The 13,778-nt window shown below is 63.8% G+C and carries 16 protein-coding genes; 7 read left to right on the top strand and 9 right to left on the bottom strand.

Annotated features, from left to right (window positions below; all coding sequences use genetic code 11):
* Positions 1-56 precede the first annotated feature (56 nt).
* The 6 genes from thiO to BDD21_RS25060 all read right to left on the bottom strand — a co-directional run bounded on the left by thiO (position 57) and on the right by BDD21_RS25060 (position 5,157).
* Complete coding sequence (gene thiO / locus BDD21_RS25080) at positions 57-1,142, bottom strand: glycine oxidase ThiO (protein ID WP_120799484.1); 1,086 nt, start codon at positions 1,140-1,142, stop codon at positions 57-59.
* A complete protein-coding gene (ispH, locus tag BDD21_RS25075) occupies positions 1,139-2,083 on the bottom strand; it encodes a 4-hydroxy-3-methylbut-2-enyl diphosphate reductase (RefSeq protein ID WP_120799483.1) in 945 nt (314 codons plus the stop codon). Before ispH ends, thiO begins: the two co-directional genes overlap by 4 nt.
* Positions 2,084-2,116: 33 nt before the next feature.
* A complete protein-coding gene (locus tag BDD21_RS25070) occupies positions 2,117-2,668 on the bottom strand; it encodes an FKBP-type peptidyl-prolyl cis-trans isomerase (RefSeq protein WP_120799482.1) in 552 nt (183 codons plus the stop codon).
* Positions 2,665-3,426, bottom strand: coding sequence for a ketopantoate reductase family protein (locus BDD21_RS25065; protein ID WP_120799481.1), 762 nt, complete (start codon positions 3,424-3,426; stop codon positions 2,665-2,667). The genes BDD21_RS25070 and BDD21_RS25065 overlap by 4 nt, the downstream gene beginning before the upstream one ends.
* 85 nt (positions 3,427-3,511) lie before the next feature.
* Positions 3,512-3,727, bottom strand: coding sequence for a hypothetical protein (locus BDD21_RS27615; RefSeq protein ID WP_147431222.1), 216 nt, complete (start codon positions 3,725-3,727; stop codon positions 3,512-3,514).
* A gap of 257 nt (positions 3,728-3,984) precedes the next feature.
* Positions 3,985-5,157 (bottom strand): class I SAM-dependent methyltransferase, encoded by a 1,173-nt coding sequence (locus BDD21_RS25060; RefSeq protein ID WP_120799480.1) that lies wholly within the window; start codon positions 5,155-5,157, stop codon positions 3,985-3,987.
* A 96-nt stretch (positions 5,158-5,253) separates the two neighbouring features.
* Between BDD21_RS25060 and BDD21_RS25055 the strand changes: the two genes are divergently transcribed.
* Both BDD21_RS25055 and BDD21_RS25050 read left to right on the top strand, forming a co-directional pair.
* Positions 5,254-5,751, top strand: coding sequence for a DUF2452 domain-containing protein (locus BDD21_RS25055; RefSeq protein ID WP_120799479.1), 498 nt, complete (start codon positions 5,254-5,256; stop codon positions 5,749-5,751).
* On the top strand, positions 5,748-6,398 hold the full coding sequence (locus BDD21_RS25050; protein ID WP_120799478.1) for an SOUL family heme-binding protein: 651 nt from the start codon (positions 5,748-5,750) through the stop codon (positions 6,396-6,398). The genes BDD21_RS25055 and BDD21_RS25050 overlap by 4 nt, the downstream gene beginning before the upstream one ends.
* Before the next feature lie 253 nt (positions 6,399-6,651).
* Here BDD21_RS25050 and folB read toward each other — a convergent pair whose 3' ends face one another.
* Entirely contained in the window at positions 6,652-7,008 is a 357-nt protein-coding gene (gene folB / locus BDD21_RS25045) for a dihydroneopterin aldolase (RefSeq protein WP_120799477.1), read from the bottom strand.
* A 317-nt stretch (positions 7,009-7,325) separates the two neighbouring features.
* Here folB and plsY point away from each other — a divergent pair, with 317 nt between their 5' ends.
* Positions 7,326-7,913: a glycerol-3-phosphate 1-O-acyltransferase PlsY gene (plsY, locus tag BDD21_RS25040; protein WP_120799476.1), complete on the top strand. Its 588-nt coding sequence runs from the start codon at positions 7,326-7,328 to the stop codon at positions 7,911-7,913.
* A gap of 206 nt (positions 7,914-8,119) precedes the next feature.
* Here the strand turns inward: plsY and cysG are convergent, their stop codons facing one another.
* Positions 8,120-9,544, bottom strand: coding sequence for a siroheme synthase CysG (gene cysG / locus BDD21_RS25035; protein WP_120799475.1), 1,425 nt, complete (start codon positions 9,542-9,544; stop codon positions 8,120-8,122).
* 98 nt (positions 9,545-9,642) lie between these two features.
* On the opposite strand from cysG, the gene BDD21_RS25030 reads away from it, so the two are divergent.
* The 3 genes from BDD21_RS25030 to dsrE2 all read left to right on the top strand — a co-directional run bounded on the left by BDD21_RS25030 (position 9,643) and on the right by dsrE2 (position 10,886).
* Complete coding sequence (locus BDD21_RS25030; RefSeq protein WP_120799474.1) at positions 9,643-9,954, top strand: rhd_2599 family sulfurtransferase; 312 nt, start codon at positions 9,643-9,645, stop codon at positions 9,952-9,954.
* A gap of 155 nt (positions 9,955-10,109) precedes the next feature.
* The gene (locus BDD21_RS25025) at positions 10,110-10,340 is read left to right on the top strand and encodes a sulfurtransferase TusA family protein (RefSeq protein ID WP_120799473.1); all 231 of its coding nucleotides are present in this window, start codon (positions 10,110-10,112) and stop codon (positions 10,338-10,340) included.
* 66 nt (positions 10,341-10,406) lie between these two features.
* Positions 10,407-10,886 (top strand): sulfur carrier protein DsrE2, encoded by a 480-nt coding sequence (dsrE2, locus tag BDD21_RS25020; RefSeq protein ID WP_120799472.1) that lies wholly within the window; start codon positions 10,407-10,409, stop codon positions 10,884-10,886.
* A gap of 396 nt (positions 10,887-11,282) precedes the next feature.
* Here the strand turns inward: dsrE2 and BDD21_RS25015 are convergent, their stop codons facing one another.
* Positions 11,283-12,572 (bottom strand): OmpP1/FadL family transporter, encoded by a 1,290-nt coding sequence (locus BDD21_RS25015; protein ID WP_120799471.1) that lies wholly within the window; start codon positions 12,570-12,572, stop codon positions 11,283-11,285.
* A 239-nt stretch (positions 12,573-12,811) separates the two neighbouring features.
* Here BDD21_RS25015 and BDD21_RS25010 point away from each other — a divergent pair, with 239 nt between their 5' ends.
* Positions 12,812-13,714, top strand: coding sequence for a LysR family transcriptional regulator (locus tag BDD21_RS25010; RefSeq protein ID WP_120799470.1), 903 nt, complete (start codon positions 12,812-12,814; stop codon positions 13,712-13,714).
* Positions 13,715-13,778: the final 64 nt, after the last annotated feature.

The following is a 13,778-nucleotide window of genomic DNA, read 5'->3' as shown; positions in this document are numbered from 1 at the left end:
GAACGATTCAAAAACAACCGAATTACGCATACCGCACCGGGCGCGGTTTAAGCGGGTTAGCGCGCTGCATCGACCGCGTAAGGGGCAGGTTCCAGGATGGGTGTGCGCCCCAGCACAAGATCGGCCGCGAGCCGTGCAGAGGCCGGGCCGGTGACGAGACCGTTGCGGAAATGTCCTGCGTTGATGAACAGCCCGTCGACGCCCGGATAGGCGCCGATAAAGGGGATGCCGCTCGGCGAGCTGGGTCGCAGCCCCGCCCAGTGGTCTTCGATGGGCGTGCGCTTGAGGACGGGAAACATCTCGAAGGCCGCACGGTAGAGCGCCTCTTTGACCTCGGCGGTCGTCGTCTTGACGAATCCGCTGTGCTCGAGGGTGCTTCCGAACAACATCCGCCCGTCGCGCCGCGGAATGAGATACTGCTCGCGGTGCAGGGTGATGTGGTTGATCTGACCGGGCTTGCCGTAGAAAAGGATCATCTGACCGCGCACCGGCGCGATGTCGGGCGTTTCGCCAAGCTGCTCGAGCAGCTTGGCGGTCCATGCGCCGGCACAAATGACGACCCGGCGCGCCTCGATCGGCCCGTCCGGCGTCCGTACCCCGGTCACCTGACCGCCGTCGACCAGAAGCTCCAAGACCTCTTCGTTTTCGCGCAGCTGGATGCGGTCTTCCACCGAGCGGCGAACCGCCTTGCTCAAGCGCGGCGTGCGTACCTGCGCGATGCGCGGGAGCAGGAGTCCACGCGTGAGACCGGGTCCGAGCTGGGGCTCGATCTCGTGCAGATGTGCGCCTTCGACCGCCTCGATCGGGTGGCCATGGCGCTCGGCCCAGGACACGGCGACCGAGTGCTCGTCCATATCCAGCACCAGCATGCCGCTCAGGGTCAGCTCGGGATCGATCCCGGTCTCCTGCACGAGCGCCTCGGCCAGCTCCGGATAGGCGTGCTGGCTCCAGGTCGCGAGTGCGGTGACCGCCTCCGGATAACGCCAGGGGTAGATCGGCGAGATGATGCCGCCGCCGGCCCAGGATGATTCGCGGCCGGTCTCGCCCATCTCGATCAAGGTGACCTCGGCCCCGGACTCGACCAGCTCGCGTGCGGTCAGGAGACCGATGATGCCGCCGCCGACGACGAGGACATCGCTCATGATGCAGCCCTCTCCCCGAGCTCGCGCGGCAAGGGGAAGACGACCTGCTCGCGGATGCCGTCCTGCTCCTCGACCCCGGCGACGCCCCATGCTTCGAGCTGCGCGATGACCTGCTCGACCAACACCTCGGGGGCGGAGGCCCCGGCGGTGAGCCCGACCCGCGGCGAGGCGCCGAGCCAGTCCCGGCGGATGTCCTCGGGGCCGTCGATCAGATAGGCGGTGCAGCCCTGCTTCTCGGCCAGCTCGCGCAGCCGGTTGGAATTGGAACTGTTGGCCGAGCCGACCACCAGCAGCAGATCGCAGCGCGCGGCGAGATCACGGACCGCGTCCTGTCGGTTCTGGGTCGCATAGCAGATGTCGCTCTTTTTCGGCCCTTGGATCTCGGGGAAGCGCTCACGCAGTGCGTCGATGATCCCGCTCGTGTCGTCCACCGAGAGGGTGGTCTGGGTGACGTAGGCGACACGCGAGGGGTCCTTGATCCCAAGCCCGGCGACATCGGCGACCGACTCGACCAGGTGCATCGCCCCGCCGTCGCTTACACACTGACCCATGGTGCCCTCGACCTCGGGATGGCCGGCGTGCCCGATCAGGATGACTTCGACACCGTTCTTACAGTGCCGTGCGACCTCGAGATGGACCTTGGTCACCAATGGGCAGGTCGCGTCGAAGACGCGCAGGTTTCGCCCTTGCGCCGCGCGGCGGACCTCTTGGGCGACGCCGTGGGCGCTGAAGATCAGCGTGGCCCCGTCCGGGACCTCGTCGACCTCCTCCACGAAGACGGCGCCGCGCCGTTTGAGGCCGTCGACGACGAAGCGATTGTGCACCACCTCATGCCGGACATAGACGGGCGCGCCGTAGAGCTCGAGCACGCGCTCGACGATCTCGATCGCGCGGTCGACACCGGCGCAGAACCCACGGGGATTGGCAAGAAGGATGTTCATAGAGTCGAAGAATAGGGGATCGGTCGGGAAAATTCACGCCTCGGGGCCATGCTTGAACCGAGGCTCGGGTTCGGGACCGGCCACGGACAAGACGCGGACGCGGATCGTCAAGGAACGCCCGGCGAAGGGATGGTTGAAGTCGACCTGCACGCGATCGGGCTCCACCTCCAGGACGACCCCGCTGGTCTCGTGACCGCCGGGTGTCTCGAAGGCGACGACCAGACCGGGTATGGGCGCGATCTCGGGCGGGAAATCGCCGCGCTCCATCCAGTGGATGTTGGCCTCGTCATAGGGCGAGAAGAGTTCCGAGCCATGGGCGACGACATAGGTCTCGCTGCCGGGAACAAGGCCGAGGAGCGTGGACTCGAGCTCCGGCGTCAGGGTCCCGTCGCCGATGGTGCAGGCGATCGGCTCGGCGTCGAAGGTCGAGAGTGCGACGAAGCCGTCTTGAAAGCGGACCTCCAGATGCAGCTCGACGGCACGTCCGAGGGCGAGGAGTGCGGCCGTCTCGTTCGCGGTCTTGTTCGAAGGCTCGTTCGCAGGCGGCGTCTCGGGCGGGTCGGCGTCGGTCACGGCGTGGCTCATGCCTGCTCGGCGGCGATCGCGTGCAGGACCGGCAGGTCCAGACCATGCGCCTCGCCGTTGCGAATGGCGCGGGCGAGGCGGGCCGGTGCGCTCCGACCCATGCAGGCGTGCTCGGGGTCGCCCGCGAAGGCGATGCCGAGCGCGGCGAAGAGCGCATCGCGATCGAATCGACCCCCGGTCATGGCCTCCTGAAGATCGATCACCTCGTGGCCGACCTGCTCGGCAAAGGCACGATGCCGCGACCACAGGGTCTCGACCGTTCCGCCCGTGCGCAGCCCGGCGATATTGGTCGTCAGGATGAAGAGGTTCTTGAGCACCAGCTCGAAGACGAGCTCATCAGGACTGCTCAGGCGGTGTGTGGGGATCGCCAGGGTCGCCAGCGCATCGGCCAGCAGATCCGCCTGAGGCCCGTACACCGGGGAGGGGATGATGACCTTGTGGTCGCGCCCCGGTTTCTTCTCGAACCAGACCGAGATCACCGTCGGGTCGACACACTCGGCCCAGTCGCTCGGCAGCAGCTCGTTCTGCAGCAGGCCGAGACGCCCCCGCCATTGCGACGGAACAGCGGCGAGGGTCGCGGCCAGGTCGGCCTCTCCGACCGCGATCAACACCAATTGCGGCTCGGGCAGCTGGGCTGCTGCCGTGACCAAAGAGGCACCGCGCAGCACGGGGAAGACGGGATGGCCGAGCTTGAGAAGGCCGCGCGCGAAAACGCCGCCCATCTCGCCGACACCGACGAGCACGACAGGATGTTTCATCGTTCGGTAAAGCCTCCGGCCGCCAGCTTCCAGCCGCCGGCCTCAATCGCAGATAGGTGATGCCGGCACCCGTGATCGCGCGCCGTCACAATAGCTCTTGCGTCACGAACAGATAGCCGAGTGCGGTGACCACCACAAAGATGGTGGCATAGATGAGCAGGATGCAAACCCCCGGGAGATCATTGCAGACCTTGCTGTATCGACAGAGTTTACATCCTCTCATCCGGCTCCTGCTGCCTTGTTTCGGCGGGATGGCCTCGCGGGTGCGGGGCGGGGTCTGGTGAATGATCGGGTTTCTCAATCCTGAGTATCCTCACCCAGATCGAAGGCATGATCAAGAGATGTCGATCGGCGATGTAATGGGTCGGCGCTGCTCTCGGTCGAGTCGCCGGATCCGTGTCCGGGACCCTGTCGGGCGCGAACGCCCGAGGTCATCGATCGATCCGCGCCCTTGGAATCTTAAAAAATAGATCATACTAAACCGCGTCCCCGCTAAAGGCTGTGGAAGCACCAAACGTCGAACTCACTCGAAAGTGAGCATCTCGCACTGGACGCGGTTTAGAGCCTCCCGCTGAGGTCTCGGATCGAGAAGCCGCAAAGCGCCTCTTCGATCCCCTTCGTCAGGCCCATGACCTTGAACCGCTCCCCCATGATCGTCGGCAGGAGCAATTGTTTCGCGCCCTGGGTCAGCTCGAAGGCATCGGGCGCCTCGGACAGGATCCGGTCGATCCCGCAGCCGATCAGGAAGTTGGCCTGGGTGGTGAACCCGGCGAGATCGAAGCCCGCGGCGACACCGGCCTCGGCGACCGCGGTAAAATCCACATGCGCGGTGATGTCCTGCAGTCCGATATGGGTGTAGGGGTCGCCGTGGGCCTTGTGGCGCAAGTGGCACATGAGTGTCCCCATGGTGCGGTCGGGCTGGTAATAGGCGGGGCGCGGATAGCCGTAATCGACCAGCAGGACGAGGCCGGTATCCAGCGCGGGACTCAGCGCCTTCATCCAGGGCGGCAGGCGCAGGTTGATCTCCGAGCCGTAGCCCGGTGCTTGGGCCAAGCCCTCGGCGTGCAGCGCGCCGACGGCGTCGGCGAGTCCGGGCGAACGTGCCGGCGCGGTGACCTCGCGCAGATCGCCGGCGCGCTCGGTGACGAAGACCTCGTCGATTCCGCCGTCATCGCGGATGCTGAAGCGATGCACCGGCATGGCGTCCAGCACCTCGTTGGCGAGGATAACTCCGCGCAGGGCCGTCGGCAGACGGGTCAGCCATGCGCAGCGTTCCGCCAGATGCGGGGCCCGCTCCCGAATCAGTGTCTGTTGGCGCTCCTGAAGATCCGGGCTCGGCTCCAGGATCAGGTAACGGCCGGGCAGGGCGTCGAGGTGCTCCAGGGCTCCAAGCACCTCGACCGCGAGTGTGCCGGTGCCGGCGCCGAACTCAAGCAGATCGCCGCCGCCGAATCGCTCCAGCACCTCGGCACACTGGGCGGCAAGACAACGCCCGAAAAGCGGCGAGATCTCGGGCGCGGTCACGAAATCGCCGTCCCGTCCGAGCTTCACCGCACCGGCCACGTAGTAGCCGAGACCCGGCGCGTAGAGGGCCAGATCCATGAAGCGGTCGAAGGGCAGCAGGCCGTTGGCGGCCGCGATCTCCGTGCGGATGAGCTCGGCGAGTCGGGCCGAGATCTCGGTCGCGCCGGTTCCATCGGGTCCGCGGAGCTTGTCGGTCGTATCATCCATCGCGATATCCTCGTTCGTGCTTTTTCGCACGGCGACACTATATCGCCGGGAGGCCGTCGATCCTCGGACGGACGACGAAACAAGAGAGACAGACAGATGAGCAACGACGACAAAGGCGTGCTTCACCGCGGTGGTGCGCACAGTTCACCCTATCCGGTCAGCCGCTTGGCCCCGGCCTTCGATTCCGGCGAGCTGGCGAGCGAGGTCGCGCGGGCGGAGTCGATGTTGAGCGCCCGCACGGGTGCGAAGCTTCGCGTCATCGCCGACCAGATCAAGCTGCTTCAACAGGAGGCACGCAAGGTCCTCGCGGACGCCAAGGAGGAGCAGACGCTGACCCGTGCGCAGTGTGCCTTCAAACGCATTCCGGGGCGGACCTATCACCTCTATCGCAAGGCGGTCGGCGAGCCCTTTTTCTCGATGCTCGCGCCGGCCGAGTGGGGCGGCGAGGTCCCTTACACGTTTCTGGGATCCTACCGGCTCGAAACGGATTATTCCTGGACACCGGCCGACCGAGCCGATCAGCCGGACGACACCGGCGAGCTGGTGACGCAACTGCTGCGTATCGGCGGCTTGGCTTCGCGAGGCGAGGGATGAAGATACTCCTCTTGATCGTCGGCGCGGTGGCGGTGCTCGGCATCGTCGCCATGGCTGTCTTCGTCTTCGTGGTTCAGAACGTCGAGACCCCGGAGTATGTCGCGGTGGAGAGCGACGGCGCATTCGAGATCCGGGATTATCCCGCTTTGGTGGTCGCCGAGACGACGCGCACCGGTGCGCGGCGCGAGGCGCTCGGGGCCGGGTTCGGGCCGCTCGCGCGCTACATCTTTGCCAAGGAGCGTGGCGGGGAGAAGATCGCGATGACCGCACCCGTCATCCAACAGCGTCCCGATGCGCCTGCCGAGCGGATCGCCATGACCGCTCCGGTGATCCAGTCGCAGACGGGTGAGGACGCCTGGTCGGTGCGCTTCATCATGCCCTCCGGCTACAGCCTGGAGGCACTCCCCGCGCCGGGGAACTCCGAGGTGCGTCTGCGTGAAATCCCGGCACAGCGGCGAGCGGCGGTTCGCTTCAGCGGCTCGACAACGGACGACGCGCTTGCGGAGCAAGGGGCGGCGCTGCGCGCTTGGATGACCGCGCGTGGCCTAGCCGCCACGGGTCCTGCCGTGTTTGCCTATTACAACGACCCCTTCACGCCCGGTTTTCTGCGCCGCAACGAGGTCCTCATCGACATCGAGGCTCCCTGAACCGCGCGAGGCCGGCCGCGTTCGTCGGACCGAGAAGCCAAGCCTTTAGGGGCTCGTGAGGTCCTGTGAACGCGACCGGCCGGAAGGCTGGACGAGCGCCATATCGGCGCCATATCCGTAGGGTGGACGAGCGAGAGCAAAGTCCACCAAACCCCGCGCCGAGGCTGGTGGACTGCGCTGCGATTGTCCACCCTACGGCTACGACGGTGCGTCGCGCCATGCTGGACAGCACACGGGGCGCTCCATGGGCCATTCAACCCCGACTGCCGCGCTTGATCAACACGCCCACGTCCACGCCTTCGCCGACGGCGCCGGGCTTACTGAGCGTGAGGCGCACCCAGGGGATCCCGAACTCCTCGCGCAGGATGGCCGCGCAGCGCTCGGCAAGCGTCTCCACCAACTCGAACCGGCTCTCCGAGACGAATTGCTCCAGTCGGCGCGTGACGGCCTCGTAATCCAGCGCGTCTTCGATGCGATCCGTGGCGGCGCCGCGCGCGATGTCGCTGGCCATCTCCAGGTCCAGAACGACGGGGCGCCGGATGCGCTTCTCCCAGTCGTGGATGCCGATGGTGGTGTCGATCTTCAGGCCGCGAATGAATACGGTGTCCATGCTAGACCGCGTTCGCAGGGACATGTGATGGTGTCGTGTTGGCGGGCGGTCGGAGCAATCCGCTGTCGTTGTCGTGAACGCGGTTTAGGAGGTTGTATGTCTTCATATTGGCCCAGCTCTATCTGAATGTTTGGGTGATTTCCGGAAAAGGATCTACCGGAAGCGCCGCAACCAGGAAAAGTGGTCGAACGCTCTACTCGTTGTCGTTGTCGTCATCGGATTCCGGACGAGCACGACAACGACAAAAGCACGAGGCTGCGGCCGCGGCGTATCCGCCCGCTTGACCTGCACGGTCTTCCCATGTCCAATTGCGGCCCATGATTACAGCCTCGCTCCTCATCGTCGCCGCCTACCTGCTGGGCTCGGTCTCCAGCGCCATCATCGTTTGCCGTTTGATGGGGTTGCCGGATCCGCGCACGCAGGGGTCGAACAATCCCGGTGCGACCAATGTGCTGCGCATCGGCGGCAAGAAGGCCGCTGCGATCACGCTGGTCGGCGACAGTCTGAAGGGTTTGATCCCGATGGTGGTCGGTCATCTCCTCGGCGCTGCTCCGGCGGTGCTGGCGGGTATCGGTTTGGCTGCCTTCATCGGCCACCTCTTTCCGGTCTTTTTCGGGTTCCGAGGAGGCAAGGGCGTGGCCACCGCCTTGGGCGTGCAGATCGGGCTCTTCTGGCCGATCGGCCTCTCGGTGGCCGCGATTTGGCTCTTCGTCGCCAAGGTGCTCAAGATCTCCTCCCTGTCCGCCCTGATCTCCATGGCACTCGCCCCCGTCATCGTTTGGTTCTTCTGGCCCGACAACGCCTTGATCGGGATGCAGCTCATCATCACGGGCCTGCTGTTCTGGCGGCACCGCAGCAACATCCGAAATCTGATCACGGGCACCGAAGACCGCATCACCCGCTAAACCGCTGCTAAACCGCGTCCCGTGCCATATGAGTTCGCGTCGGGTTGTGTCGATGTCGGACGCTCTCTTCAAGGTTGGAGCCGACGCGGTTTAGGATAAAAAACAGAAAAATCAATTAAAAACCTAAACTGCGTCGGCGCCGACTTTTGTGGGGAGCGAGGCATTCCGATCGACCGGCAACGCTGCATGCCGCGGGGAGACGCAGTTTAGCTGACCAGGCTTGTGGTGGCGCCGACCCGCGGCTCGTCCGGCGGCCGGAACCAGCTCAGCTTCTCGCGCAGTTTTACGACCTCGCCGACGATGATCAGGGTCGGTGGTTGCGGAGGATCCGCCTTCACCAGTTCAACGATGGTCTCGAGCGTGCCCGAGTAGACGCGCTGCAGGTGCGTCGTCCCCTGCTGGATGAGCGCGATGGGCATCTGCGGCGAGACGCCGTGTGCGGTCAACCGGTCGACGATGATCGGCAGGCCTGCGAGTCCCATGTAGAAGACAACCGTTTGGCTTGGTTGCGCGAGTGCGCTCCAGTTGAGATTCATGGTGCCGTCCTTGAGATGGCCGGTCACGAAGGTCACGGATTGGGCGTAGTCGCGGTGGGTCAGCGGGATGCCGGTGTAGCTGGCACAGCCGGCCGCCGCAGTGATGCCGGGCACCACCTGGAAGGGCACGCCCTGCGCAGCGAGGGTGTCGATCTCTTCGCCGCCGCGTCCGAAGATAAAGGGATCGCCGCCCTTTAGGCGCAGCACGCGATGTCCGTCCTTGGCGAGATCGGCAAGGAGTTGGTTGATCTCCTCCTGCCGCATCGCATGGTGGTTGCGCTGTTTGCCGACGTAGATGCGGCGGGCATCGCGGCGCGTCATCTCGAGAATGGGCTCGGCGACCAAGCGGTCGTAAACGACGACATCGGCCTGTTGCATCAGGCGCAGGGCGCGGAAGGTCAGGAGGTCCGGATCACCCGGGCCGGCGCCGACGAGGTAGACCTCGCCCATATCGGATTCGAGCGCATCGTGGGCCAATTCGCGCTCGATGACCGCCTCGGCCTCGGCGAATTGCCCCGCGAAGATGCGCTCCGCAACCGCGCCTTCCAGCACCCGATCCCAGAATCGACGCCGATCGGGCAGGTCGCTGAAGCGCTCCTTCACCCGGTCGCGATACCGGGCGCAGAGTTCTCCGAGCCGGCCGTAGCCTGCCGGGATGATGGATTCGAGCCGGGTTCGAAGAAGCCGCGCCAGCACGGGCGACGCCTTGCCGGTGGAGATCGCCACCACAACGGGCGAGCGATCCACGATCGAGGGCAGCAAGAAGGTGCAGGCATCCGGGTCGTCGACGACATTGACCGGGATCTCGTGCTCGCCGGCGAGCTCGGCGATGCGTCGGTTCACTAGACGGTCGTTTGTTGCTGCGATCACGAGCCGGTTGCCGATTATATCGCGGGGCTCGAAGCGTCTCGCGAGGTGACGGATCTCGCCTGCATCCGCGCGTCGGCGCAGCGCGTCGAATAGATCGGGCGAGACGACGCTGACTGCGGCGCCCGCGCGGAGCAAGCTGCCGACCTTACGTGCCGCAGTCGCGCCGCCGCCTACCACCAGACAGGGTTTCGCCCTGACGTCTTGAAAGATCGGAAGGAAATCCATGGTCATGATCGGTATGGGTAACCCACGAGGGTCGTTGAGTTGCTCGTCAAAAGTCCTTAATATACTTAAATACTTAGGTTTGTGGTAGGACGATTGATGTGATCAACGAGATCGACTCCGAATCGCTGCACGGCCGCATCGCGGGCGGCGAGGATGTTTTGCTTGTGGATATTCGCACTCCGGCCGAGATCGCCCAAGGCGCAATACCCGGCGCCATGCAGGTCCCGATGCACCTAATTCCAATTCGAATCAGCGAATTGCCTAAAGATCGCGATGTCGTTTTGTACTGCCGCAGCGGCGCACGCTCCTACCAGGCGTGCGCCTACATGCTGCAGCAGGGGTACGACCGCGTCTTGAATCTGCGCGGGGGGATCATCGCCTGGGCGCGGCACGGCTACCCGATCGCATAAGTCGTGGCGACGCGCCTCGATCACGGCGGTCGCGACTGCCCGATCGGGGCTTTCAGGCACCTCTCGGCACCTTGCCTTTTCGGCCTGTTTCGCCTATAAAACCGAATTCTTGTGTCTACTGATATTCTAAAACAGCACCCGACCGGAGGTACTCCATGGCAGATTTTGACCAAGAGCTCGACGCCAGCGGCCTGAATTGCCCGCTCCCGATTTTACGTGCGAAGAAGACGCTGAACGCGATGGATTCCGGCCAAGTGCTGCACGTTGTCGCCACCGATCCTGGTTCCGTCAAGGACTTCGATGCCTTCGCCAAGCAGACCGGCAACGAGCTGATGGAGTCGAAGGAAGACGGCGGCAAATTCCATTTTTTGATCAAAAAGGGCTGACGGCCCGAGCCGTCTCGCCGAACCGAAACAACCCGCGAGCCGATCGACCCGCGAGGAGGACACACGATGGAAGAAAAGAAACTCGCCATTATCGCCACTAAGGGCTCTCTGGATTGGGCCTACCCGCCCTTTATCCTGGCCTCGACCGCATCCGCGCTCGGCTACGAGACGCAGATCTTCTTCACCTTCTACGGGCTCCAGCTCCTGAAGAAGAAGCTCGCCCTCGAGGTGACCCCGCTGGGCAATCCCGGAATGCCGATGCCGATGGGCATGGACAAGTGGTTCCCGGTCCTGGGTCTGACCTTGCCCGGTATGCAGGGCATGATGACCTCGATGATGAAGAAGAAGATGAAGGACAAGGGAGTGGCCAGCGTCGAAGAGCTGCGGGATCTCTGCCAAGAGGCAGAGGTCAAGCTGATCGCCTGTCAGATGACGGTCGATCTGTTCGATATGAATCCGGGCGAGTTCATCGACGGTGTGGAATACGCGGGTGCGGCAGCCTTCTTCGAGTTTGCGGGACAAAGCGACATCTGTCTCTACATCTAAACCGCGCCCGGTGCGGTATGCGTCATTTGCTGGAATGGCTTGGCCGCGCCAGCTCCGACGCGTGTCGGAGCTGGCGCGGTTTAGAGCATTAAAAACGCTTAAATTTTGAAGCGCGCCCCGCGCCACACGCGCGGGTCTCGCTCGACGCGTGTCCGGGACGCAGTTGCCTCGCTCCGGGTTGGTCACGAAGAACGCCGCCCTCTGGGCGGCGTTCTTCGTCGGATCTCTCCCTGAAATCCCTCTCGGCGTCGCGGGGCCTTGATGGTGCTGCGACTTAAGTTCTTATTTTTATGATTTTTAATCTTTAATATTTTAAACCGCGCCAGCTCCGACGGTCGTCGGAGCTGGCGCGGCCAATCCATCCCGGCAAATGACGCATATCGCGCCGGGCGCGGTTTAAAATGCCTTGACGATCCCGAGTCCGATGAGATGCGCGTCCATCTCGTAATCACCGTTGATCGCATCGGTCCCGTTGATGTCTCCTCCGCGATACGGGGTGTCGCTGCGGATCCTGCGATCGTTGGCCTTGACGTACATGTAGCCGGCTTCGATGGACAACCCGTCGCCGAGGAGATATGCGACCCCGATGCCGAAGAGGTGGCGGTCGCTGTCCGGAACGCGCGCACTGAAATGGGTGTCTTCTTGCCCTGTCTCGTCGTAGGAGTAGCCGAAGCGAAGCTGGGTGTCCGGCAGAACCTCATAGGTGACGCCGACCCGGTAGGCGTTGCTGTCTTTCCAGTCATTCGTGTCGGTAAAGATCGTCTCCCCTGTGCGGGTGCCATCGACCTTGAGCGTGCTGAACGCGCTCCAGCCCGTGCGCGACCAGTCGAACTCGACGGCTAAGGCGTCCGTGAACGCATAGCGCGCGCCGAGCTGCAGGCGCCAGGGTAGGTCGACATCCACCTTCGCGTTTTGTCCGGGCGGGAGCCGGCCGATGGCCACCAGGGTTGGGCTCAAGGGCTGGTACTTCCCCGAGAGCCCGACGGTTGCGCCGGAGCGAAAGGCGGCGCCGAAGCTCCATGCCTCGTAACGATACAGCGCGCTCAGGTTAAAGCCGAGATCGGCGCCATCGCCGCTGAGCCGTCCCGCGGTCGAGTCGAGCTGGGCGTTCTTCACCCAGTAGATATCCAGGCCCCCGGACAGGCTGAGATTCTCATTGACGCGATAGGCGACCGTCGGAGAGAAGTCGAGGATCTCGAGCTTGCTTGCCGTGGGTTGTCCGAGCGGCACGTTCGGATCCAGTGGCGGCGGAACCGGTATGCGTGCGGTGCCGCTCAGGGCGGGGAAGGTTCCGTCTTTCCAGCGGGTCTCGAGCCCGAAAGGGGCCGTGATCCCCAGTCCGATGCGCCAATCCTCGTTGATCCGCAGCGCGGCCTGGATCATCGGGGCTACTGTCCAGTCGGCGCCTTGGCTGTCGTGTTGCCCCGAGGCGGTCCGGACACTGAAGTTGGGATTGATCAGGAGCGCGCCAAGCGAGACGCTCGAGGTGTCGTGAAATCCCATGGCCGCCGGATTGTAGGCAAAGGCGCCGATCTCGTCGGGATTCGCGACCAAGGCGTTCGCGAGTCCGATGCCTGTGGTCGATGCCTCCGGAAGTGAAAAGCCCGCGGCGAGCGATTGGCCGGCGGCGACGAAACCACCGGCGGCAATGGCGGTCGCAATCGTGCGAGCGATGTGTCGTTTCATGCGCGAGGCTCCTCGTCGTGTCGTGTCCGTTGTTTTTCTGCGGCGCACTTTAGGCGAAGGTGCCACGTTTATCCAGAAATTGTTGCGAAAAAAATCGGTCTCCGAGATCACCCTCGATGGTCGCGTTTTCGGCTTCTTTTCGATCGGTATCCATTGTCCCCGCGGCGCTACCCCCACGTCCCGTGATTGTGATATAAGTCCGGTTTATTTCGCTGTCGTCATCTCGACGTGGTCTCCGGATGGCAGATCGCAGGCTTCAGGTTTTTCATACGGTCGCTCGGCTGCTGAGCTTCACGAAGGCGGCCGAAGTGCTGCACATGACGCAACCGGCCGTCACCTTTCAGGTTCGTCAGCTGGAGGAACACTTCAACACGCGCCTGTTCGACCGGACGCACAACCGGATCAGCCTGACGGAAGCGGGGAAAACGGTATTCGGCTCGGCGGATCGCATCTTCGAGCTCTATGCCGAAATGGAGAACGCGGTTCGCGAGATTACAGGCGAGATCAGCGGGGCGCTCGCGATCGGTGCGAGCACGACCATCGCCGAGTATATGCTCCCGACCCTTCTGGGTGATTTCAAGGAGCGCTATCCGGATGTGATCATCCACCTGAAGGTCTCCAACAGCGACGGGATCGTCTCGATGGTGGAGAACAACGCCATTGATCTGGGAGTGGTCGAGGCGCCGGTCGGGAACAAGAACTTGGTCGTGGAACATTGCAAGCGCGATCAACTCTTTGCGATCGTTCCGCCCGGTCATCCGCTTGCCGGCTCCGAGATGGTCACCTTCGAGCGCCTCCTTGAGTATCCTTTCATCTGCCGTGAAGAGGGTTCGGGAACGCGCGAGGTGATCAACGATTACCTGAACCTGCAACACGACTGTCATTCGGTGCTTAAGGTCTCCATGGAGTTGGGAAGTCCCGAGGCCGTGAAAGGCGCCGTCGAGGCTGGAATGGGCGTGTCGGTGGTCTCGGGGGCGACGATTCAAAAAGAGCTCAAGCTGGGAACGCTCGTTGCGCTCAATCTGGATCCGCCTCTGGACCGCCCTTTCTCCTTCGTCCATCAGAAACAGAAATTTCGGTTGCGCGTCATGGAAGAGCTGCTGGAGTTTGCGCGGGCCTACTGCCGTGAGCACGACGACTGACGCCGAAACGCGATGGACCCCTTAACCACTCCTCTGCGAGCGACTGCGAAGCCGCCGATGCGCT

The sequence above is a fragment of the Thiocapsa rosea genome (genome assembly GCF_003634315.1).
GTDB classification, from domain to species: domain Bacteria; phylum Pseudomonadota; class Gammaproteobacteria; order Chromatiales; family Chromatiaceae; genus Thiocapsa; species Thiocapsa rosea.
The sequence above is the reverse complement of the archived record's forward strand: the minus strand, read 5'-3'. Positions and strand labels throughout refer to the sequence as shown.

Coding starts and splice junctions, on each gene's coding strand:
- thiO (WP_120799484.1), bottom strand. CDS start 1,142: ATGAGCGATGTCCTCGTCGTCGGCGGCGGCATCATCGGTCTCCTGACC.
- ispH (WP_120799483.1), bottom strand. CDS start 2,083: ATGAACATCCTTCTTGCCAATCCCCGTGGGTTCTGCGCCGGTGTCGAC.
- BDD21_RS25070 (WP_120799482.1), bottom strand. CDS start 2,668: ATGAGCCACGCCGTGACCGACGCCGACCCGCCCGAGACGCCGCCTGCG.
- BDD21_RS25065 (WP_120799481.1), bottom strand. CDS start 3,426: ATGAAACATCCTGTCGTGCTCGTCGGTGTCGGCGAGATGGGCGGCGTT.
- BDD21_RS25060 (WP_120799480.1), bottom strand. CDS start 5,157: ATGGATGATACGACCGACAAGCTCCGCGGACCCGATGGAACCGGCGCG.
- BDD21_RS25055 (WP_120799479.1), top strand. CDS start 5,254: ATGAGCAACGACGACAAAGGCGTGCTTCACCGCGGTGGTGCGCACAGT.
- BDD21_RS25050 (WP_120799478.1), top strand. CDS start 5,748: ATGAAGATACTCCTCTTGATCGTCGGCGCGGTGGCGGTGCTCGGCATC.
- folB (WP_120799477.1), bottom strand. CDS start 7,008: ATGGACACCGTATTCATTCGCGGCCTGAAGATCGACACCACCATCGGC.
- plsY (WP_120799476.1), top strand. CDS start 7,326: ATGATTACAGCCTCGCTCCTCATCGTCGCCGCCTACCTGCTGGGCTCG.
- cysG (WP_120799475.1), bottom strand. CDS start 9,544: ATGGATTTCCTTCCGATCTTTCAAGACGTCAGGGCGAAACCCTGTCTG.
- BDD21_RS25025 (WP_120799473.1), top strand. CDS start 10,110: ATGGCAGATTTTGACCAAGAGCTCGACGCCAGCGGCCTGAATTGCCCG.
- dsrE2 (WP_120799472.1), top strand. CDS start 10,407: ATGGAAGAAAAGAAACTCGCCATTATCGCCACTAAGGGCTCTCTGGAT.
- BDD21_RS25015 (WP_120799471.1), bottom strand. CDS start 12,572: ATGAAACGACACATCGCTCGCACGATTGCGACCGCCATTGCCGCCGGT.
- BDD21_RS25010 (WP_120799470.1), top strand. CDS start 12,812: ATGGCAGATCGCAGGCTTCAGGTTTTTCATACGGTCGCTCGGCTGCTG.